The 20,312-nt window shown below is 49.0% G+C and carries 20 protein-coding genes; 10 read left to right on the top strand and 10 right to left on the bottom strand.

Annotated elements, in window-relative coordinates; all coding sequences use genetic code 11:
- Positions 1–397 precede the first annotated feature (397 nt).
- A complete protein-coding gene (locus HMPREF2955_RS15925) occupies positions 398–838 on the bottom strand; it encodes a T9SS type A sorting domain-containing protein (protein WP_139145553.1) in 441 nt (146 codons plus the stop codon).
- Between the two features lie 448 nt (positions 839–1,286).
- Between HMPREF2955_RS15925 and HMPREF2955_RS11280 the strand changes: the two genes are divergently transcribed.
- The 6 genes from HMPREF2955_RS11280 to HMPREF2955_RS11255 all read left to right on the top strand — a co-directional run bounded on the left by HMPREF2955_RS11280 (position 1,287) and on the right by HMPREF2955_RS11255 (position 8,023).
- The gene (locus HMPREF2955_RS11280) at positions 1,287–2,225 is read left to right on the top strand and encodes a PorP/SprF family type IX secretion system membrane protein (RefSeq protein ID WP_070723582.1); all 939 of its coding nucleotides are present in this window, start codon (positions 1,287–1,289) and stop codon (positions 2,223–2,225) included.
- Between the two features lie 95 nt (positions 2,226–2,320).
- A complete protein-coding gene (locus tag HMPREF2955_RS11275; RefSeq protein ID WP_070723605.1) occupies positions 2,321–3,784 on the top strand; it encodes a T9SS ring complex lipoprotein PorK/GldK in 1,464 nt (487 codons plus the stop codon).
- Entirely contained in the window at positions 3,781–4,626 is an 846-nt protein-coding gene (gene gldL / locus HMPREF2955_RS11270; RefSeq protein ID WP_070723581.1) for a type IX secretion system motor protein PorL/GldL, read from the top strand. The genes HMPREF2955_RS11275 and gldL overlap by 4 nt, the downstream gene beginning before the upstream one ends.
- Before the next feature lie 11 nt (positions 4,627–4,637).
- A complete protein-coding gene (gldM, locus tag HMPREF2955_RS11265) occupies positions 4,638–6,194 on the top strand; it encodes a type IX secretion system motor protein PorM/GldM (RefSeq protein ID WP_070723580.1) in 1,557 nt (518 codons plus the stop codon).
- Positions 6,195–6,297: 103 nt separating this feature from the next.
- The gene (gene gldN / locus HMPREF2955_RS11260) at positions 6,298–7,320 is read left to right on the top strand and encodes a type IX secretion system ring subunit PorN/GldN (protein WP_070723579.1); all 1,023 of its coding nucleotides are present in this window, start codon (positions 6,298–6,300) and stop codon (positions 7,318–7,320) included.
- A gap of 76 nt (positions 7,321–7,396) precedes the next feature.
- Complete coding sequence (locus HMPREF2955_RS11255; RefSeq protein ID WP_070723578.1) at positions 7,397–8,023, top strand: porin family protein; 627 nt, start codon at positions 7,397–7,399, stop codon at positions 8,021–8,023.
- Positions 8,024–8,528: 505 nt separating this feature from the next.
- On the opposite strand, the gene HMPREF2955_RS11250 is transcribed toward HMPREF2955_RS11255, so the two are convergent.
- Positions 8,529–8,915, bottom strand: coding sequence for a hypothetical protein (locus HMPREF2955_RS11250; RefSeq protein WP_246830134.1), 387 nt, complete (start codon positions 8,913–8,915; stop codon positions 8,529–8,531).
- Positions 8,916–9,384: 469 nt separating this feature from the next.
- Between HMPREF2955_RS11250 and feoB the strand changes: the two genes are divergently transcribed.
- Positions 9,385–11,538 (top strand): ferrous iron transport protein B, encoded by a 2,154-nt coding sequence (feoB, locus tag HMPREF2955_RS11245; RefSeq protein ID WP_070723576.1) that lies wholly within the window; start codon positions 9,385–9,387, stop codon positions 11,536–11,538.
- A gap of 429 nt (positions 11,539–11,967) precedes the next feature.
- On the top strand, positions 11,968–13,173 hold the full coding sequence (locus tag HMPREF2955_RS11240; protein WP_070723575.1) for a glycosyltransferase family 87 protein: 1,206 nt from the start codon (positions 11,968–11,970) through the stop codon (positions 13,171–13,173).
- Between the two features lie 287 nt (positions 13,174–13,460).
- Here HMPREF2955_RS11240 and HMPREF2955_RS16340 read toward each other — a convergent pair whose 3' ends face one another.
- From HMPREF2955_RS16340 to HMPREF2955_RS11220, 4 genes are all read right to left on the bottom strand, one after another.
- Positions 13,461–13,724: a hypothetical protein gene (locus tag HMPREF2955_RS16340; RefSeq protein ID WP_070723574.1), complete on the bottom strand. Its 264-nt coding sequence runs from the start codon at positions 13,722–13,724 to the stop codon at positions 13,461–13,463.
- A gap of 400 nt (positions 13,725–14,124) precedes the next feature.
- Positions 14,125–14,550, bottom strand: a complete 426-nt coding sequence (locus HMPREF2955_RS11230; RefSeq protein WP_070723573.1) for a GtrA family protein — start codon at positions 14,548–14,550, stop codon at positions 14,125–14,127.
- Entirely contained in the window at positions 14,528–15,490 is a 963-nt protein-coding gene (locus HMPREF2955_RS11225; RefSeq protein ID WP_070723572.1) for a glycosyltransferase family 2 protein, read from the bottom strand. The genes HMPREF2955_RS11230 and HMPREF2955_RS11225 overlap by 23 nt, the downstream gene beginning before the upstream one ends.
- On the bottom strand, positions 15,487–16,296 hold the full coding sequence (locus HMPREF2955_RS11220; protein WP_083317709.1) for a polysaccharide deacetylase family protein: 810 nt from the start codon (positions 16,294–16,296) through the stop codon (positions 15,487–15,489). The genes HMPREF2955_RS11225 and HMPREF2955_RS11220 overlap by 4 nt, the downstream gene beginning before the upstream one ends.
- A gap of 362 nt (positions 16,297–16,658) precedes the next feature.
- Here HMPREF2955_RS11220 and HMPREF2955_RS11215 point away from each other — a divergent pair, with 362 nt between their 5' ends.
- Positions 16,659–17,225, top strand: a complete 567-nt coding sequence (locus HMPREF2955_RS11215; RefSeq protein ID WP_070723571.1) for a methyltransferase family protein — start codon at positions 16,659–16,661, stop codon at positions 17,223–17,225.
- Between the two features lie 95 nt (positions 17,226–17,320).
- Here HMPREF2955_RS11215 and HMPREF2955_RS16335 read toward each other — a convergent pair whose 3' ends face one another.
- From HMPREF2955_RS16335 to HMPREF2955_RS11195, 4 genes are all read right to left on the bottom strand, one after another.
- Positions 17,321–17,494, bottom strand: coding sequence for a hypothetical protein (locus HMPREF2955_RS16335; RefSeq protein WP_168166894.1), 174 nt, complete (start codon positions 17,492–17,494; stop codon positions 17,321–17,323).
- A gap of 257 nt (positions 17,495–17,751) precedes the next feature.
- On the bottom strand, positions 17,752–17,973 hold the full coding sequence (locus HMPREF2955_RS11205) for a DUF2795 domain-containing protein (protein ID WP_009231301.1): 222 nt from the start codon (positions 17,971–17,973) through the stop codon (positions 17,752–17,754).
- Positions 17,974–18,034: 61 nt separating this feature from the next.
- Positions 18,035–18,589, bottom strand: a complete 555-nt coding sequence (locus tag HMPREF2955_RS11200) for a cob(I)yrinic acid a,c-diamide adenosyltransferase (protein WP_070723569.1) — start codon at positions 18,587–18,589, stop codon at positions 18,035–18,037.
- A gap of 22 nt (positions 18,590–18,611) precedes the next feature.
- A complete protein-coding gene (locus tag HMPREF2955_RS11195) occupies positions 18,612–19,235 on the bottom strand; it encodes a hypothetical protein (protein WP_139145551.1) in 624 nt (207 codons plus the stop codon).
- A gap of 206 nt (positions 19,236–19,441) precedes the next feature.
- On the opposite strand from HMPREF2955_RS11195, the gene HMPREF2955_RS11190 reads away from it, so the two are divergent.
- Positions 19,442–20,179 carry an SIMPL domain-containing protein gene (locus tag HMPREF2955_RS11190; protein ID WP_070723567.1) on the top strand — a complete coding sequence of 246 codons (738 nt, stop codon included), beginning with the start codon at positions 19,442–19,444 and terminating at the stop codon, positions 20,177–20,179.
- The last annotated feature ends 133 nt before the right edge of the window (positions 20,180–20,312 follow it).

The raw sequence follows: 20,312 nt of genomic DNA, 5'->3' as shown, positions 1-20,312 counted from the left end.
GCATCAAACGTTTCACTTGTCATTCTGAAGTGGGTGTGTAATTTACACAGATAGCAATAACGTCATTGTTTCTGTTATCTTAAAGGGGTTACATAAAGCGTTATTTTGAAAAGAAACAAATTTGGATGTCACTTACATAGTGAACCCATGAATGGCAAAGCCTATACATGTAACCTCAACAAGCAATGTTTCCTTCCCGTGTGGGAATAAGCAGTAATATGCATTGTCTGCATGCAAAATCAATTCAATGGAGCTATTTCTAAGTTCAAAAAGACAGCGTTTGAGTCCTCTAGTTCAAGATGCTCCCAGCTTTGAGTATGCAACAAGTTATATTCCTCATTCGATATTTCTTTGAACGGAATAAATCTTTTACAAGTGTGGGAGTTACTTGAAAGTATCAATTACTTGGCTTGTTAAACATCCCTTTAGATAACTTATAAGATTTCGTTATTCTTGCACCATTTACATTTAGTATATAGAGCCCCCTTGGCAATGTACCAGTTGCTAAGGTAAGACTTCCATTTCCTGTCCGTCCTTTAAAGATAACCTGCCCGCCCAAATTAGTCATGAGGTATGATGCATATTGCCCCTTAGGCATTCCTCTTACCCACAATGTAATCTGAGTGTCAAAATTAGGGACTGGTGAAACTTCTACCTCTGATAGTTTGGGGTATTTTATGTCGCCATTATTGGAGTGGGAACTAACGTGAACACGGGAAGTGCAACTGCCTTGTGCATTATAAGTATAAGTGTAGTTATAGCTTTGTATATATTGCCCTTGCATTTTGCTGCATGTACACAAAAGCAATAGCATTAGTAAAATAGTAAGATTTCTCATAGGGAATGTGTTTTTGTTAATTTGTTGAGTGTGATCTAATGAAATTTTACACATGCAATTTATTAGGCATGTGGTAATTTCTAAATTAAAGTAGAGGTTGCTTTGTTCTCAGTAAACAAATGATTGCTCTGTGATTTTTTCACCTAAACCAAAAATGTGGTAACAAAAATAAGGAGTTGGTTGGAATTCAAAATGAGCCAACCAAGCAGTCAAACACCGCGAATTGGTAGAATGCGTGCCATGAACGATGCTTCTTTAGAAAAGAGATGTAAGCTTCTCATAATTTCACGTCTTACATTTTCCGCAAAAATAGATTATTAAAGCGACATGCGCAAGTAATTAAGTGAAAATTTTTCTTACAAATTACATATTTAACATTCAATAGCAAAAGATTCAAAAATTCACCCGCCACGCACAATATATCCGCCTGCCGCGCGTTATACACTACGTGTTGAAACGTTTAACCATCATTACGCTGTGGCTGGTTCTGGGCTTTTCGGAGGCCAGAGCCCAATACGATGCGACCTTTTCGCATTACTTCGACCTCGAACCCACGTTCAATCCTGCCGCCGTGGGCAAGCAGCCGAAGCTTAACATAACGGGGGCTTACGCCATGAGTATGGCGGGTTTTGAGAACAATCCGCGAACAATGGTGCTCGCGGTAGACATGCCTTTCGTGTTCGCAGGCATGAACCACGGCGCAGGCGTGCAGCTAATGAACGACCAAATAGGCGTTTTCAAACACCAACGCATTGCCCTACAATATGTCTATAAGCTGAAACTGGGCAGCGCAACATTGGGATTGGGACTGCAAGGGGCGTTGCTGTTGGAGAACATAGACGGCACACGACTAGACCCGGCCGATGCAAACGACCACGCCTTACCCACAAGCGAAGAGACAGGAAACGCCGTCGACCTGGGCGTTGGCCTCTATTACATGGCCCGAACATGGTATGTGGGACTATCGGCACAACACCTTAATTCGCCAACCGTTGAACTAGGCGAACGCCACGAGCTGCACGTTGCCCCCACATATTATCTAACGAGCGGATGCAATATTTCGTTACGCAATCCGTTTGTTAAGATAAAACCCTCGGCTTTGGTGCGAACAGACGGCACAGGCTATCGTGCCGACATCTCCACACGCGTGGAATACACCAACGAGAAACGCTTGTTGTACGCAGGCGTGAGCTATGCGCCCACCATTTCGGTAACGGGCATGGTTGGCGGTCGCTTTCACGGCATCGTGTTGGGGTATAGTTACGAGATGTACACCTCGGCCATCAAGCCGGGAAACGGCAGTCACGAGCTGTTCGTGGGCTACGAGCAGGAACTGAATTTCATTAAAAAAGGAAAGAATAAACATAAAAGCGTAAGACTATTGTAGGGCGCACCCCAACGCAAAGGCCTTGGGCAACGGGCGGTTTGCCGCTAGATGGCATACTGGGGAGTGCGGCTCGTGTTGATTGGATAAAACAGATGATGAAGAGAAAAAGGCAATTCGTGTTGGCGCTGTGCGCCTTTGGCCTGTCGCTGATGCTTTCAGGATGTTTCGGCGGCAAAGGTATTTCCGCCTCGGGACGTGGTGGTGAAGTGGTTGGTGTGGGTTCGAGCAAGAACTTCGCTGAGCCAACGCCCTACGGAATGACCCGTGTGGGCCGTGGATACCTTAAGATGGGCATCGAGAAAGGCGACAGTCTTTGGGGCAAGAACACGCCTGTGAAAGACATTTCGGTGGATGGATTCTGGATGGATGAAACTGAAGTGACCAACTCGAAGTACAAACAGTTTGTGAATTGGGTGCGCGACAGCATCCTGCGCACACGCTTGGCCGACCCTGCTTACGGCGGCGACGAGTCCTATATGATTACCGAAGACAAGGACGGAAACGCCATTCGGCCGCAGGTGAACTGGAAAAAGCCGCTACCACGCAAGCCTAACGAAGACGAACAGCGCGCCATCGAGAGCTTGTATGTAACCAATCCCGTTACGGGAGAGAAACTTCTCGACTACCGACAGCTGAATTATCGCTACGAGATTTACGACTATACAACGGCCGCACTGCGCAAAAACCGCATCCTGCCACAAGAGCGCAACCTCAATACCGACCGTACCGTCGACCCGAACGAAGAAGTGATGATATCGAAAGACACGGCATACGTGGACGACAACGGGAATATCGTGAGCGAAACCATCAACAGACAGCTTAGTGGGCCGTGGGATTTCCTCAACACCTATATAGTAAACGTGTATCCCGACACTACTTGCTGGGTGAACGACTTTACCAACTCGGACAACGAAGTGTATCTTCGCAACTACTTCAGCAACCCTGCCTACAACGACTATCCCGTAGTGGGCGTAACGTGGGAGCAAGCCAACGCCTTCTGTGCATGGCGCACCGATTATCTGCTTAAAGGCCTGGGAGCGGTGGCTCGTTTCGTGCAACGCTACCGATTACCCACAGAGGCCGAGTGGGAATATGCAGCCCGCGGCAAAAGCGGAGCCGAGTTTCCTTGGGAAAATCCCAACGTAAAGAACGGACAAGGCTGTTTCTACGCTAACTTTAAGCCCGACCGCGGCGACTATACGCAAGACGGAAACCTCATAACGAGTCGTGTTGGTGCCTATCCAAGCAACAGCAATGGCCTGTACGACATGGCCGGAAACGTGGCCGAATGGACCAGCACCATATACACCGAGGCCGGCGTTGACGCCATGAACGACCTCAACCCGCAGCTGGATTACAAGGCGGCTAAGGAAGATCCCTACCGACTGAAGAAGAAAAGCGTGAGGGGTGGGTCGTGGAAAGACCCCGAATCGTACATCCGCAGTGCGTGGCGTAGCTGGGAATACCAAAACCAACCGCGCGCATACATCGGTTTTCGCTGTGTTAGAAGCCTGGCAACAACGTCCACGGGCAAACCTCAAAAGCAAAAAAGCAAATGACATCGTACAGTAAATACAACCTCGTCTATCGTCTGCAAAAGTGGATGGATAGCGTTCCCGGACAAACTTTCCTCAACTACGCATACAGTTGGGGCGCATCTATCGTTATCCTTGGTACACTCTTCAAGCTTACACACTTGCCCGGTGCCAACCTCATGCTCTTCTTCGGCATGGGAACAGAGGTAGTGGTGTTCTTTCTTTCGGCCTTCGACCGGCCTTTCGACAAGACGGCCGACGGCATGGACTTGCCCTCGCACGTAACAAAAGAGCATCTTGAAGGCACGGACATCAGTGCCGAACAGCCCACAAAAATACGTGTGGCCGCGGTTCAACAACCGCCCGTCGCCGCCATTCAGCAGCAGCAAGCAGCAGCCGTTAGGCAGTCTGTTGCCGGCGTTCAGCAGCCCACAGTGGTTGTTTCGGCCAACGCATCCACGCCCACAGGTGCGGTTTCTGCGGCTCATGCCAACGCCAACGCCCACACGCCGCCTGCTGCAAGCACCGCTCAAGGCTCGTCCTTGCTGGCCGACATCGAAGTGGTAGAGGCTACGAGCCGTTATATCGACGAGCTAAACAAACTTACCGAGACGTTGGAAAAGGTTAGTCAGCAAAGCGCACGCCTCACACGAGACAGCGAAGAGATGGAAAACCTCAACCGAACGCTCACAGGTATCACCAAGGTTTACGAGATGCAGCTCAAAGGAGCAAGTCAGCAAATCGGCACAATCGACCAGATTAATGACCAAAGCCGACGCATGGCCCAACAGATTGAGCAGCTAAACGCCATCTATGCCCGCATGATTGAGGCCATGACGGTGAACATGAAGATGCAAAACCCATAACAACGCGGCAGATGGCAATAAAGAAAAGGCCCATATCTCCACGCCAAAAGATGATTAACCTGCTTTATGTGGTACTCATGGCGATGCTGGCTCTCAATGTTTCTACCGAAGTGCTCGAAGGCTTTTCGGTGGTTGAGGATAGCCTAAAACGCACCATATCTGGTTCCACCAAGCAGAACGAGGCACTATACGACGTGTTCGCCAGCCAATTAAAGTCGAACCCGGAGAAAGTAAAGGCGTGGTTCGACAAAGCCGAAGGGGTAAAGCGAGCCAGCGACTCGCTATTCAATTTCGTTGAAAAGCTTAAGGTAGCAATCGTTCGCGAGGCCGATGGAAGCGACGCCGATGTACGCGACATTGTGAACAAAGAAAACCTCGAAGCGGCTAGCCATGTGATGCTAGCTCCGATTGAAGGCAAGGGACGTAAGCTTTACGAGGGCATCAACGCCTACCGAAACTACATCTTAAAGATGGTTAACGACCCCACACAACGCGAAATCATCGCCCAAAACCTCTCTACCGAGATACCCAAAGGCAAGCGTTCGATGGGCAAGAACTGGCAAGAATACATGTTCGAGAGCATGCCCGTGTCGGCCGCAGTGACCCTTTTGTCGAAGTTACAGAGCGACATACGCTATGCCGAGGGCGAAGTGTTGCACACACTAGTGGCCAACATCGACATGAAAGATATTAGGGTGAACAAGCTAGATGCGTTTGTGATACCCGAAAAGACCACGCTCTACCCCGGCGAAACGTTCTCGGCGAGCATCGTTATGGCGGCGGTAGACACCACACAGCAGCCCGACATATATATAAACGGTGCGCGTGTGAACCTTCGGGGCGGCAAATACTCGTTCGCCGCAGGCGGTGTAGGCCAACATTCGTTTGGCGGATACATCACCATGCGTAACGGTTCGGGCGAGGTTCTGCGCCGAAACTTCCTGCAAAAGTACGAGGTTGTGGCCATGCCAACAGCCGCAACGGTGGCCGCCGACTTGATGAACGTGCTCTATGCAGGCTATACAAACCCCATGAGCGTTAGCGTTTCGGGCATCCCGCAGAACGCCATCAGCATGACCATGACGGGCGGAACGCTCACCAACAAGGGCAACGGGCATTATGTGGCCGTGCCTTCGGCCGTTGGGCGCGACGTAACCTTCAACATAACAGCCAACGATAAGGGTAAGGTTCGTTCCTTGGGACAAGCCGTTTTCCATGTTCGTAAGCTGCCCGACCCCACTGCCTACATCGCCGTTGGCACCGACCGCTTTAAAGGCGGCGGCCTAAGCAAGGGCGCACTGATGGGTGCCGAGGGCATACATGCCGCCATCGACGACGGCATTCTCGACATCCGTTTCCGCGTTTTGAGTTTCGAGACGGTGTTCTTCGACAACATGGGCAATGCCGTTCCCATGTCTTCGGCAGGCAGTCAGTTCTCCGAACGCCAGCGCGATGCCTTCCGTAAGCTGTCGCGTAGCAAGCGTTTCTACATCAGCAACGTGTCGGCCGTAGGTCCCGATGGCATAACGCGCAAGCTACCGCAGGCAATGGAGGTAATCGTAAGGTAACAATGCGGGGTGCAAAGCCGGCAAAACCGCAACCCAATAAGGCATCAAGCATAGGCCATTAGGCAACAGTTGCACCCCAACATCCAACCCAATTCAACAACAGATGATAAGATTAGCATTCATACTTTTGATGTCGTGCGCCCTGCAAGTGGCTTTCGCACAACCTGCCGCACGCCGAAACAACCAACACAACACCGCCACAGGCAACGCCGATAACGTGAGCCTGAGGGCGCGCATATCCTTTCCAACCCAAAGCAAGATGGACGAGGACGTTGTTTGGAGGCGCGACATATACCGCGAACTGAACCTGACCGAAGATGCCAACGCAGGACTTTACTACCCCGTTGAGCCCATCGACGGCCGCATGAACCTCTTCACCTATCTCTTTAAGCTGGTGATGCGCGGACAAGTAAAGGCATACGAGTATCGGTTAGACGGCAACGAGAGCTTTGAAGACTCGGCTCGCATAAAGCCATTGGCATTGCTAGACAACTATCACATTTTCTACGAGCGGGTTGACGGACGTGTGCGCATCGACAATAGTGACATTCCTTCGCGCGAAGTTACGTCATATTACATCAAGGAAAGCGCCTATTACGACCAGGCAACGGCCACGTTCCACACCAAGGTTCTGGCCCTTTGTCCCATCATGAAACGACAAGACGACTTCGGCGACGCCACAACCTACCCCTTGTTTTGGGTGAAGTACGACGACCTTGCACCTTTCTTGGCCAAGCAAACGGTGATGACGAGCAACCTGAACAACGCCGCAACCATGAGCTTAGCCGACTATTTCACGATGAACAAATATCGCGGCAAGATATATAAAACCAACAACATGCTGGGCCTTACGCTTGCACAATACTGCAAAAGCGACTCGGCTATGGCACAAGAACAAAAGCGTATCGAGGCGGAGATAGCCGCTTTCGAGAAAGGCATGTGGGGTGTGAAGGCACCACAACAAGCCGACAGCCTGGCACAAACCACGAAAAACAGTCGCGGAGTGAAAGCCCCGCGCGCCAACCGCCGTGCAACAGTGGCACCCGCACCCAAGAAAGAGAAGGCTGCACGCAGCAGTCAGGGCAGCGCATCACCACGCATGTCGGTAAGAAGAGAAAGACACTAATCCTAATATTCACGCGTATTTGGCGCGCCCTGCGCGTTACAAGTGCGCACTTTGTTTAATTTAAAACTATTATTGTATGAAAAAGATGATGAAGATGGCTGTGCTTGCCGCAGCATTGACCTTATCAGCAAATGCCAGTGCACAAACGAAGTTAGGTTTAAAAGGTGGTATCAACACCTCCGAAGTTTCGGTAAACGACGACGTTTGGAAAACCGACAACCGCTTAGGTTTCTTTATTGGCCCAACGGTTAAGTTCACGCTGCCCATCGTTGGCCTGGGCATGGACATCTCCGCGCTATACGAAAAGCGTGAATCTAAGATGAAAGATGAAAGCGGCACGCTGAGTTCCGTTGTTTCTCGCGAGCAGTTGGCCATTCCCATCAATGCACGTTACTCGTTCGGCTTGGGCGAAACGGCCAACATTTTCCTCTTTGCCGGTCCGCAGGTAGCATTCAACCTGGGTAAGAAAGAAAAGGAAATCATTCCCGAAGTGGCCGATTGGACACTCAAATCGTCTAACTTCAGCATCAACTTAGGCATAGGTTGCACCTTGGCAGACCATCTCCAAGCCACCCTAAGCTATAACATTGCCGTTGGAAAGACGGGTGAAGTGGAGATTTCAAAGGATGCTGTTGGTGACGCTGTTAAGAAATACGACGGCCGAAGCAACGCTTGGCAATTGGGCGTAGCCTACTTCTTCTAAGCAGAATCCTCCTTTTGCTGGATGTTCTCTACCGAAGAAACGTAATTGTCTAAGCAGCTAGACAAAGGCGGCAGGCGAGCAAATAAGACTTATCAACGCTGGTTTTCGGTCGTCATCATGCGGCCGAAAGCTAGCGTTTTTTGTAAGATGAAATGGTTTTCAAGCCTTGTTTGCCAGTTAACAGCTTTACTTGTTAACAGGCAGTTTCACTACTTGCCAACAGGTTAGCTTACCTATTTATTAACTGAACAAAAGCGTTAAGCCGTGTTTGGCCTAACGTGTAGCTTGGGACAATGTTGAGATAGAAGGATTAATTGGTGCTGTCTGGCCAATTCAACCTGTTTAGCCAGACGGCTATCCCCATCAATTTATGTGCAGAGGCACATCTAATATTGTACAAAACACTATCGTTCCGCCATTACCTCATAGCGAAAATCAAGTGCTAAAACAATCGGATTGTTAGCGCAATCAAGTTAGTTTGAGCTATGCCCAGAAACACAATACCCTACGTGCTGGGACATTGATTATGTTCCGCAGACGCATTTTCCACATCCATCAGCTTGGTTTTGCGCGCAATAAAGCTGATGGCACAGACAACAAGAAATCCAATTGCACTCCATCCCCAAGCCGTAATGATGTTGTTGAACGTCCATTCGGGTACAGTAACAACCGCAGTAACACCCAACATAATGACGAAATTCAATAAAATAGCCTCTAACTCACCCCGCTTAGTAAAGGGTCTGTAAAAAAGAAAGGTCGTCACACACAACACTAGGCTTTCATATCCAAACGCCTCTGCTTTGGGAATGTGGTTCAGATAAGTGAGAACACCCGTACCCAAAACAAGTAATATGCCTAACGCCACAAAGATAATCTTACCGCTTTTCTTCATCTTTCCATACATTTAGTTTGACTTCTGTTCTTTCACGCACCACAATCATTACCCAATGCAGTGCATAGCGCAAAGTTATGTAAAAAGAAACAAATAGCAAAACTTTACACAAATAATATATTTCACTGCTTACCCAAAGACCAAAGAATTGATCAACAAGGAAAAAACGCCCACTTTTATACGCGTGAAACAAGCCAAATCATCAGCATGCAAGCCACATGTAGATGGTGTTGCGCTATATCAATAACACATTTCTCAACCCCAATCAAATTACAGACATAAACGAATTATCTGCTACAAGAACGAAAAAAAACACACTGCATTCAATCACCATAGCTAGGTAAAGCAACAAAACTGGGGAGCAAAGCTGCGCGCTAATTGCCATAAAAATGGTAACTTTGCAGATGGCTACCACTAAGGCAATGTCTATAACAATAGATAACGCCAAGCCAAAATTGCAATAACGATTATGCCCAACAAACAAAATACATCTCCCTGTGACGTTTGCCCCAAGGCAGCGATGCACAGTTTGCAACGGCGCGGTGCGCAAGCGGGCGGCGAACGCTACGTTGTGGCATTGGCCGGAAACCCCAATACGGGCAAGAGCACGGTGTTTAACGCCCTTACAGGACTGAAACAGCACACCGGAAACTGGCCTGGAAAGACTGTGGGAAAGGCCGAAGGCTACTTCGCTTACCAAGGTGAAGGCTATCGCATCGTTGACCTTCCCGGCACTTACTCGCTCTCGTCGACTTCGGAAGACGAGGAAATTGCTCGCGACTTCATCCTCTTCGGACAGCCCGACGTTACGGTGATGGTGGCAGATGCCACCCGACTGGAACGCAACATGAACCTGATTTTGCAGGTGTTGCAGATTACCGACAAGGCCGTGCTGTGCGTTAACCTGCTCGACGAGGCCAAACGAAACAAGATAACCATAGACCTTAACGCCCTTTCGCGCCGCCTGGGCATCCCCGTTGTGGGAGCCTCGGCTCGTTCGGGGCAAGGTATCGACCAGCTTTTGGAGCGTATGCGCCAAGTGGCAGAGGGCGAATACAAGTGCCGCCCCCACCGCTCTACCAACCTTCCGCCACATGCCGCGCAGCATGTCAAGGAGTTGGCGCGCAAAATAGCCGAGACACACCCCGACATTTCCAACGCCGAGTGGATTGCTTTCAGGCTAATCGAGGGCGACACAAGCGTGAAAGAGCGTTTCGGAACCCCCGAACTGAACGCCCTTGCCGAAAAATTGCTGCTCGAAATTGGCAGTAACTTCCACGACCTGTGGGTGGAAGACATCTACACACAAGCGGGACAGATTTGCAGCGAGGTGGTTACGCAGGGCAACCAACGCGGACGGCTGCCGCTAGACGTTAAACTCGACCGCATACTAACCCACCGCATCTGGGGGTTCCCCATCATGTTGGCCTTGCTGTGTGGCGTGTTTTGGCTCACCATCATCGGTTCCAACTACCCGTCCGACTGGCTCAACCAACTGTTGGTGGGCATCATGCACCCAGCCATACACGATGCTTTCGTGTCCATGCACGCCCCTTGGTGGCTCACGGGTTTGCTTGCAGACGGCGTTTACCTTGCCACAGCGTGGGTGGTATCGGTGATGTTGCCGCCTATGGCCATTTTCTTCCCCCTCTTCACCCTGCTCGAAGATTTCGGCTATCTGCCTCGTGTAGCTTTCAACCTCGACGAATTGTTTCGCCGTTCGGGGGCACACGGCAAGCAGGCCCTAACCATGAGCATGGGTTTTGGCTGCAATGCGGCCGGCGTAGTGTCTACACGCATCATCGACAGCCAACGCGAACGGCTCATTGCCATCATCACCAACAACTTTTCGCTATGCAATGGCCGCTGGCCCACACAGATATTACTGGCCACGCTGTTTATCGGCGCAGCCGTTCCTGCACGATATAGCAGCATGGTTTCGCTGGTAGCGGTGATGACGGTGGTGCTTATGGGCGTTGGTTTCATGTTCGGCAGTTCGTGGCTGCTGTCGCGAACCATCCTTCGCGGCGAGGTTTCCACCTTCCATCTCGAACTTCCGCCCTATCGTCCGCCCCAGTTTTGGCAAACGCTTTACACCTCTATCATCGACCGCACACTGATTGTGTTGTGGCGTGCCCTTGTGTTTGCCGCCCCGGCAGGCGCATTGATATGGCTTTGTTGCAACATCCACGTGGCCGATGCCACCATTGCCCAGCATCTTATATCGCTACTCGACAAGCCCGGATGGCTTATGGGACTGAATGGTGTTATACTTCTGGCATACGTGTTGGCCATTCCCGCCAACGAGATTGTTATCCCAACGATAATGATGCTGACGATGCTTGTGTTGGGACAAAGCGACATGGGCGCAGCCGGCGTGCTGATGGAAGGCACCGAACAACAAACCAAACAAATACTGCTAATGGGAGGATGGAACGTGCTAACAGCCGTTTGCCTCATGGTGTTCTGCCTATTGCATCACCCATGTTCAACCACCATCTACACTATCTATAAGGAAACGAAGAGTGCCAAATGGACTACCGTGGCCACTTTGCTGCCCTTAGCCCTAGGTGTTGTAATGACTACGCTCATCGCAACCGTGTGGCGAATGGTATGTTCTTGAGTTGGTAAGTTCTTGAGTTGGTAAGTTCTTGTGTTTATGAGGTGGTAAGATTTTGAGTTTATAAGTTGGTGAGTTTTTGAGTTTTTGAGTCCTCAACTCTGCAATTTGAAATAGCGTAAAAAGTTCAGATAAAAGGTTTGTAAGCTAAGAAACTCAATAAATCATAAACTTACAAGCTCGCCAACTCAAACAACAACTCACCAACTCATAAACTCACCACCCCACAAACTCAAAAACTTACCAGCTCAAAAACTCAGAAACTCAAACATCAACTCACAAACTCATAAACTCACCAACTCATAAACTCAAACAACAACTCACAAACTCATAAACTCACCAACTCATAAACTCAAACATCAACTCAAATACTCACCACCTCAAACAACAACTCAGAAACTTATAAACTCAAAAGCTCAGAAACTCAAAAACATGTCATCCAACTTCACTACAAAAGCTAAGGCGTTTTTGGCTAAACCCTTCTTTCACGACCGCCGCACAATTCTTTGGTTATGGATTGCGTTATCGGTTATTGCCGCCGTGTTGAAATACAACCGCACCGACAATAATTTCCGCATCTTCCGCGGTGTGTTTTGGCACACATTGCAATGCACATCGCTCTACGCAGAATATCCGCTAGAATATTACGACGTAAACCACTACGGCCCATTCTTTTCGCTCGTAATAGCCCCTTTCGCGCTGATGCCCATACCCCTAGGGCTTGTGTTTTGGTGCATCGCCCTATCGCTAACCCTCTATTTCGCCATAACGCGGAGCACGTTTAGCAGCTGGCAGCAGATGTTCGTGCTTTGGTTCTGTTCCGAAACACTGCTCACGTCGCTCTTCATGCAGCAGTTCAACATCGCCATTGCAGCCATCATCATCGCCAGTTACGCCTTAATTGAGAAAGAACGCGACTTTTGGGCGGCCTTCCTCATCATGCTTGGCACCTTCGTTAAACTCTATGGCATCGTTGGTTTGGCGTTTTTCTTCTTCTCCAGGCATAAGGGCAAGTTCGTATTATCGTTGTTGTTTTGGGGTGTTGTGTTGTTCGTTGCACCGATGATTATCAGTAGTCCAGCTTACGTAGTGAGCCAATACCACGAGTGGTTTGTCTGTTTGGTTGAGAAAAACGGCGAAAACTTGGCATCCGAGGCGCAAAACATCTCGGCATTGGGCATGGTTAGGCGCGTGTTGGGCAACCCCCAATACAGCGACTTACTGATTTTAGCTCCCGCCCTTGTGCTTTTCGCCCTACCCTACCTGCGCATCAAGCAATGGCGCAACGAGGGTTTCCGCATGACTTTACTAGCCTCGGTGTTGCTTTTCACGGTGCTTTTCAGTACGGGGAGCGAGTCTAGCTCGTACATCATCGCCCTTAGCGGCGTGTGCGTATGGTATTTTGCTGCCCCTTGGCAGCGTGGTAAGGCCGACATTTGGCTGCTAGTCTTCGTGTTCTTGCTATCAAGCATGGGGTCGTCCGACCTTTATCCGCGCGCCATCAAGCGCGAATACATCCAAGCCTACTCACTCAAAGCCCTGCCTTGCCTTATCGTTTGGTTGAAACTTTGCTGGGAAATGATGGTGAAGAATTATGAGCCTACCCTCCGCCCCCTCTCCAAAGGGCAAGGGGAGTGATAAGACTGGCAACATGCCGACAATCGAACAAAACCGGTACGGACTATAATAAACCCACTTGGGCATAACGCTAAAACCATTCAATGGTGAGGAACAATAGCCATAAAAATGTAAAATATTTGCACCAAACTTTAACATTGTGAGTGCCCTCGCCGTAAAATCTTTGGGCGTGGGGCGAAATTTGGCGCGTATTTTTTAAGTTTATAACAACATGATTTACAGCTATTTGCGAGAAGCAAAGCACAAAACACGGCCTTTTTAGCATACTATTGGGGTGCAGGGCACAACTAAGTGCTCTGCCAAAAGCCGCCAAGCCGCTTTTTGCCTTTAAGAGCTAACTTGTTTATAAACAACCCCTTACATCCAATTTCCATATCTTTTGTCTGCGCTTTGGTGCTAAATGCCTTGCGTTTTGGTGCAAATTGCAATGCGTTTTGGTGCAAATTGCAATGCGATTTGGTGCTAAATGCAATGCGTTTTGATGCTAAATGCAATGCAAAAGCAAGCGTTTTGGCCAGCATTTTTTGTTGTTGCGGATGCAATTCTGGCACAGATTTTCTTCAAAGAGAAATGCAAAAGCATAGTAAAATGGCAAAAAGTTGAGGGAAAAGCACGCAATGTTTGCTGCTGTTTTTTTCACTTGGGCGCATTTTATATGGGTTTTTCAAGGTGTTTTTCCTAGAATGGTTCGGCCAAAAAGTGCGTTTTGTAAAATATGTTTACCGTTTTAACAGTTCCTTAGCATGCCGGCTCGAATGCCCAATTTGGGTTGAAACAGGCTTGGATTAGCCCTTTTGGTCTGCCGAAATGTTCATATAACGTGATGCACTTAGACCTCGCACAGGCCTTTAAAGCCACAATTAACACAATATGAAGGGGCGAAGTTCCCACTCGTAATCGGCAAAACATATTACTCACCCTTGCCCTTTGGAGAGGGGCTGGGGGTGAGGCTTACTCCTTACTCCTTTTCTTATACACCACATTCAGCAACAAAAAGTTTATGGGTACGGCAACGGCCATCACCACGATTGGTGCCAACCACTTGCTAACGTTCAGCCAAAGGAAGAGGTTGAGCAAACCAATCTCCATGAGATAGTTCACCACATGACTGGCCACAAAGCCCGCAACATTGCCGCGAGTGGCCTTACTTTGAAAGGTGAAATAGGTGGTTAGCACGTAGTTGCACAACAAGCCAACCACGTAACCCACGGTGTAAGACACGTTGGCATTGGCAAACAACAGGCAAAGACAATACACGCCATAATGCAAGGCCGTGCATATCGCGCCCACAATGCCAAAGCGAAACACACGCCAAAAGTGCGCCCGAAAGGCGGGATGGCCTTTCCACCAACCTTTAAACCTTTGTGTCGTCTTCATCGCCAACTATCTCGCGTATGTTAAACAAAGGTCTGTTCTTCACTTCGGTGTATATCTTGCCCACATAAACGCCCACAACGCCGATAGACAACATGATAACTCCGCCTATGAGCCAAAGGCTTAACATGATGGAAGCCCAACCCGGATAGGCCGTGTGAACAATGAGGGCATGAACAACATATACGCCCGCCACAAGACTGAGGAAAAGGAAAAAGAGGCCTATATATAATATAAGGTATATGGGACGAACCGAAAACGAGGTGATGCCATCGAGTGCCAACGACAGCATCTTCTTTAAAGTGTACTTCGATGTGCCTGCCGTGCGCTCGCTTATCACGTCGTCTACTGTGCTGCTTTCAAGCCCTATCATGGGTATCAGTCCGCGCAAGTAGAGGTTGCGTTCGCCATAACCAGCAAGAATATCCAGTGCACGGCGGCTCATCAGCCTGAAATCGGCATGGTTGAACACGCTTTTCACGCCCATTTTAGACTGCAACTTGTAGAAAGCCACAGCCGAAAGGCGTTTGAAAACGGGGTCGGCCTTGCGCGAAACCTTAACGCCATATACGATGTCGCTACCCTCGCGATAATGTTGCAGCATGCGAGGAATGGCCGCGAGGTCGTCTTGCAGGTCGGCATCAATGGTTATCACCACGTCGGCCCAATGCCTAGCGGTGAGCATTCCGGCCATGATGGCACTTTGATGACCCACGTTTCGGGCCAGATTAATACCCCGCACATAGTGATTTTCGCGCTGATGGCGACATATCAGCTGCCAAGTGGCATCGGTGCTACCATCGTTTACAAACACGATCATGCTCTCGGCCGACACATCGCCCAAGCTAACCAGCGTATCGAGCAGCTGTGTTAGGCGCGTCACCGAGGAATCTAGCACCGCCTCTTCGTTGTAACAAGGCGAAACAATAGCCAATCGCGTCATTTCTTCTCCCCCTTCTTTCGTTCAACAAACTCGGTATAGGTTATAAACTCTGCATCGCGCTGTTTCATCATCTTTACCAAACGGTCTAGTCGGTTAACCATATCCACACCGCTATGGTTACGTATGATGTAGGGCATCTTATATTCGGGATGCTCTTTGAGGTCGTAAAACTCCCACGGATGGAAGTAGGTTACGAAGTAGCCATCGTGTCGCAACACGCGCCTAACCATGGCGTTGTAAAGCCATTGGGGCAGATTGTGCAACGACAACCAAAACAAAGGAAAACGCAAAAGGGGTGTAACCGAGGCTGGAATTTGCATTACCGCGCCCTTCATAAACCAACGGCGGGGCGTGGTGAGGTGCATATAACGGCCAGGAACAAAGGCGGGATTGAGCGAAGAGTTGTACAGATAGCCCGCCTGGGCCAGTGCCTCGTCGCTCACGGGAAACATACGGGGCTGCCGATAGCCGCGCATGGGCACGCCCGCCACACGTTCGAGTATGTTTTTAGACCGCCATACGTCTTCGGGAACAGGTTTCCAATGGTCCACTCCGTGGCAAGCCACCTCGTGCCCCTCGTCCATGATGCGGCGAATAAGGCGCGGTGCCTGCTCGGCGAAGTTGCCCGTGCAGAAGAAAGTGGCGCGAACGCCGTTAGATTTCAGACAATCGAGAATGCGCGTTGTGCCTTCTACCGACACGCGCATGCCTTCTTCCAAGCTGATGTCTACGCCATGCTCGCGCGGAACATCAAACTCTTCGGTGTCGAAACTTAGCAATATCAGCTCTTTTTCTTTTGTTTGCATGGTGCAAAGTTACGAAAATAATCGGCAACATACGTGATTTTGGAAAGGGCTTTGATGGGCTAAGATATTTCAAGAACCACGTTCAACTGTTTTTCGGAAGACTTCTAAAATAATGAATGTCTACCAAAAGCAGGCTCGTGGCAAAGAAACATGTGCTGCCAAGGCATCAAGTTGCAGATAAAACGCGCGAACAAAATCACTATTTTTGGTGATTGTGCCGTTAAACAATTTGTCTTATCTTTGCAAAAAGGGTAATCGTGTTGACTCATATATTCGCGAGTCCATGAATTTGAAACTCGTTAACTCGTCAACTCATAAACTCACCAACTCATCAACTCATAACCTCATAAACTCAAAGCAATATGTTAGATTTATCATTCTTCACAACCCTCAAACTAGGCTGGCTTAACGCTTGGATACCCGCGTTTGGCATGGTAGTGATACAATTTGTTTATATGGCCCTCTTCCGCGAAGTGGGAAAGCGCGCGGTAGACACGTCGTGGTATACGCCTCGCGACAAGTTTTGGGCTATGGTAAGCACATTTCTTCAAATAGTTCTGCTTGTGCTTTCAATCTTCGTTCCATTCAAATTGGGAACGGCATGGTTTCTTATAGGCAGCACAATCTTTGCGCTTTCGTTTGCCGCCTTCATCTGGTCCTTTCATAGTTATGGCATCGACCCAGCAGGGAAAACAATCAAGAGCGGCATCTATCGCTGGTCGCGCAACCCCATGTACTTCTTCTTTTTCGCAGGAATGTTCGGCACCTGTATTGCTTCGGCCTCGCTTTGGCTGCTCATTGTGATAGTTCCGTTCGTCATTGCAACCCACTTCACCATCCTTGGAGAAGAGCGTTATTGCGCACAAACCTACGGAAAAGAGTATTTGGAGTACAAGGCTAAAACGCCAAGATACTTACTGATTAGATAAAAAGGGCGATTAAGCGTTGTAAAGGCTGCCCTAAACGCGTTTCAATCACGATGCAACAAGTGTGTCGTGACTTCTTGTTGCGCCAGTAATGCTGGCTAATCGCCAAAGAGGAATTGCCATAACGTTGGAATTTCAACGCCATCGTTTGCAGCCACGCTGCGCGCATAGCTATAAGCCAAGATAAAAGATAGCACCATAACTAACAACCAAGCAGTTATGGCGAGGAAAATAAGCCAAGGGCGACTGAGCCGCGAAAGTTTTTTAAACATAAGCAGTGAGATGTAAGGTGGATGAAAAGGAAGGTTAAGAAAGGGATAAACGGGCGGCATAACGATTGGGGAGCTATGGGCTAGGTGGCTAAGTGAACCATTGTTACACTAAGAACTCCCAGCCCCCTGTGCATTTACTAGGCCGCTTTAACCTTCGTAGCGACATCCTAGGGCTAAGCCCTATTACGCGTCCACCAAGCAAAGCAAAGGGGGATGTGCTGGGCTTTTACCCAAACACATCCCCCTTTTCAATATGATTAATATTCGTCTTCGTTGAAGAGAAAGTCCTCCTTTGTAGGATAATCGGGCCAAATATCTTCGATACTCTCGTAGACATCGCCTTCGTCTTCTATCTCTTGCAAGTTCTCCAACACCTCCAAAGGTGCACCCGAACGCATAGCATAGTCTATGAGTTCTTCCTTGGTTGCAGGCCAAGGCGCATCTTCTAGTTTAGATGCCAATTCCAATGTCCAATACATATCTTAATAGTTTTTCTTGTTAATGTTTTCGGTTTAGGCTGCAAAAATAATACTTTTATTGTTATTTGCAAGTGTTTTGCCAAGTTTTTTCCGACAAATCGGCATTATGGTTGATAAAACGTGCCAAAACGAAGAGATAATCGGAGAGCCGATTAAGGTATTGTAAGGCAGAGAAAGACACGTGCGCCTCGTGCGATAGGGCCACAACACGCCGCTCGGCACGCCTGCAAATGGTGCGACAGACGTGTGCCCAGGCTGCCGCAGGCGTTCCCCCTGGTAAGATAAAGTGGGTTTGGGGCGGCAATTTTGCTTGCATCTGGTCGATGGCCGTTTCTAGTTGCACTGCGCAAGACGGGTCGAGACAAGGTACATCCGTTTCGTTGCCTGGTTCGATGTCGGTGGCGAGGTGGCAACCGACGTTGAAAAGTGCGTGCTGAACACTTTCGAGCAAGGGTACATGCGAACCTTCGGGCAACAGCGCAAGCAGATAGCCCAAGGCAGAATTAAGTTCATCAATGGTGCCGTACGCCTCAATTCGGGCGTGCGACTTGTCTATGCGCGCACCGCCCACAAGGCTTGTGGTGCCCTTGTCGCCTGTTTTAGTGTAAACTTTCATATTAGAGGGAGGGAGCGTTAGGTTAAAAGTTGATAACATAGTGCTGCTTGGGGCGTGCGGTATCGAAGAAAACCAGCCCACAATAATGCAGGTCGAAGGTTACGCTCGTGCGCGTGTAGCGGCGCAATTGTTTCCACAATTGCCTGGCCTGACGCGAACAGGCGATGCCGTCTATCATGAGTATGGCCTGCTCGTTGAGCAGCGGCAGCAGGCGTAGGCAGGCTTCTTCGGCATGCAAAGGGTCGAGCAGATGCACCACAATGGGCCGTTCTGCCGAGGCGATGGCGCGTAAGTCTGCATCTTCCAGCCCCACAACGGCCGTTCTTTTGCAGCCCGCCTGCACATAAGGGGCAAGCCAATACGGTATGGGGCCACAGCAAAGCCACTGATTGGCCTGCGCGAAATTGGCCAGACGGAAATAAAACTCGCCCAACTTGCACTCACGTTTGCCCAATTGTGGAAAGCTATCGGCTAAGTCGGCGTAGGCATAATAGGGATAATGCTCGTTAACCACGTAACGCACGAACGAATAGGCCGACGGCGACTGAATGCCGAAACCGCGGCAACAGGTAAGTCGGGTAATCCAAATCCAAAGTCGTTCGAGATAATACATGTTTCGTGAGGCATTATATAATGTGTATTGCAAAGTTAAGCATTTTAAACCGAAAGGAAGCCAACGAGAAAACCTAAAACTATTTAAAATATACGTCTGTTGGAAAAAAACAAGGCAATTTTCTAACAACCTATCGTTCTTTTCGCTATTTTTGCAAAAAGAGTAATCACCCTAGCCTTTCACGAAGGCTCACGAATGGGTAAACTAATGAGCTAATGAACGAATAAACTTAATATCGTATGGACAAGACAAAAATCATTATCACCTCCATTATCGGAGTAGTGATTGTTATCGGAGCTTGGCTAATAGCCGCAGGTTTCAAGAATTTTAGAGAGGGAGAACCCAACATCAACGTTACCGGTATGGCCGAAAAACAAATTACGAGCGACCTTATCGTCTGGAAAATCTCGGTTAATGCCGAGGGCTCTACACGTAGTTCGGCCTTTACCGAGTTTGAAAAGGTCGCTCGTGTGATGCGCCAATACCTGCAAACGCACGGCATTCCCGAAAAGGAAATAACGATGAGCAGCGTGGATATCAGCAAACGTACGAAAGACTTTTGGGATGAAGACAGCCGTAAATACGTAACACTTGAAAATGGTTTCGCCGTTTCGCAGACTTTCACGGTTAGTTCGAACGACCTCAAACGCGTAGAAAGCGTATACCAACGCATTTCCGAGCTGTACAATCGCGGAATGGATTTCAGTAGCGAGAAACCGCTCTACTATTACACAAAGCTAAACGACTTGAAGATGGAGATGCTTAACCAAGCATCGGCCAACGCATACGAACGCGCTCAAACCATCGCGAAGGGTAGCGATTCGAAGGTTGGCGCAATTGTGTCTTCATCAATGGGCGTGTTCCAAATTGTAGGTCTTAACAGCGAGGAAGAATACAGTTGGGGCGGAACGTTCAACACAAGCAGCAAAGAAAAGGTGGCTAGCATCACGGTGAGAACGACATATAAGGTGAAGTAAAAGAGTAAATAAGGAACTTAAAGACATCGCAACTTTGCGGTGTCTTTTGTTCAAACGAACAAGCCCCGAGTGCGGATGTCGCACTCGGGGCTTTCGTATTGAAAAAAGGCGGCCACCTACTCTCCCGCATTGC

The sequence above is a fragment of the Prevotella sp. HMSC073D09 genome (assembly GCF_001814145.1).
Classification (GTDB): Bacteria; Bacteroidota; Bacteroidia; order Bacteroidales; family Bacteroidaceae; genus Prevotella; species Prevotella conceptionensis.
The sequence above is the reverse complement of the archived record's forward strand: the minus strand, read 5'-3'. Positions and strand labels throughout refer to the sequence as shown.

What these genes read in the sequence shown, in the direction of transcription:
- HMPREF2955_RS15925 (WP_139145553.1), bottom strand. Translation starts at nt 838, where the DNA reads ATGAGAAATCTTACTATTTTACTAATGCTATTGCTTTTGTGTACATGC.
- HMPREF2955_RS16335 (WP_168166894.1), bottom strand. Translation starts at nt 17,494, where the DNA reads ATGTTTAAAAAACTTTCGCGGCTCAGTCGCCCTTGGCTTATTTTCCTC.
- feoB (WP_070723576.1), top strand. Translation starts at nt 9,385, where the DNA reads ATGCCCAACAAACAAAATACATCTCCCTGTGACGTTTGCCCCAAGGCA.
- gldL (WP_070723581.1), top strand. Translation starts at nt 3,781, where the DNA reads ATGACATCGTACAGTAAATACAACCTCGTCTATCGTCTGCAAAAGTGG.
- HMPREF2955_RS11240 (WP_070723575.1), top strand. Translation starts at nt 11,968, where the DNA reads ATGTCATCCAACTTCACTACAAAAGCTAAGGCGTTTTTGGCTAAACCC.
- gldN (WP_070723579.1), top strand. Translation starts at nt 6,298, where the DNA reads ATGATAAGATTAGCATTCATACTTTTGATGTCGTGCGCCCTGCAAGTG.
- HMPREF2955_RS11190 (WP_070723567.1), top strand. Translation starts at nt 19,442, where the DNA reads ATGGACAAGACAAAAATCATTATCACCTCCATTATCGGAGTAGTGATT.
- HMPREF2955_RS11255 (WP_070723578.1), top strand. Translation starts at nt 7,397, where the DNA reads ATGAAAAAGATGATGAAGATGGCTGTGCTTGCCGCAGCATTGACCTTA.
- HMPREF2955_RS11230 (WP_070723573.1), bottom strand. Translation starts at nt 14,550, where the DNA reads ATGAAGACGACACAAAGGTTTAAAGGTTGGTGGAAAGGCCATCCCGCC.
- HMPREF2955_RS11275 (WP_070723605.1), top strand. Translation starts at nt 2,321, where the DNA reads ATGAAGAGAAAAAGGCAATTCGTGTTGGCGCTGTGCGCCTTTGGCCTG.
- HMPREF2955_RS11215 (WP_070723571.1), top strand. Translation starts at nt 16,659, where the DNA reads ATGTTAGATTTATCATTCTTCACAACCCTCAAACTAGGCTGGCTTAAC.
- gldM (WP_070723580.1), top strand. Translation starts at nt 4,638, where the DNA reads ATGGCAATAAAGAAAAGGCCCATATCTCCACGCCAAAAGATGATTAAC.
- HMPREF2955_RS11205 (WP_009231301.1), bottom strand. Translation starts at nt 17,973, where the DNA reads ATGTATTGGACATTGGAATTGGCATCTAAACTAGAAGATGCGCCTTGG.
- HMPREF2955_RS11220 (WP_083317709.1), bottom strand. Translation starts at nt 16,296, where the DNA reads ATGCAAACAAAAGAAAAAGAGCTGATATTGCTAAGTTTCGACACCGAA.
- HMPREF2955_RS11200 (WP_070723569.1), bottom strand. Translation starts at nt 18,589, where the DNA reads ATGAAAGTTTACACTAAAACAGGCGACAAGGGCACCACAAGCCTTGTG.
- HMPREF2955_RS11225 (WP_070723572.1), bottom strand. Translation starts at nt 15,490, where the DNA reads ATGACGCGATTGGCTATTGTTTCGCCTTGTTACAACGAAGAGGCGGTG.
- HMPREF2955_RS11250 (WP_246830134.1), bottom strand. Translation starts at nt 8,915, where the DNA reads ATGAAGAAAAGCGGTAAGATTATCTTTGTGGCGTTAGGCATATTACTT.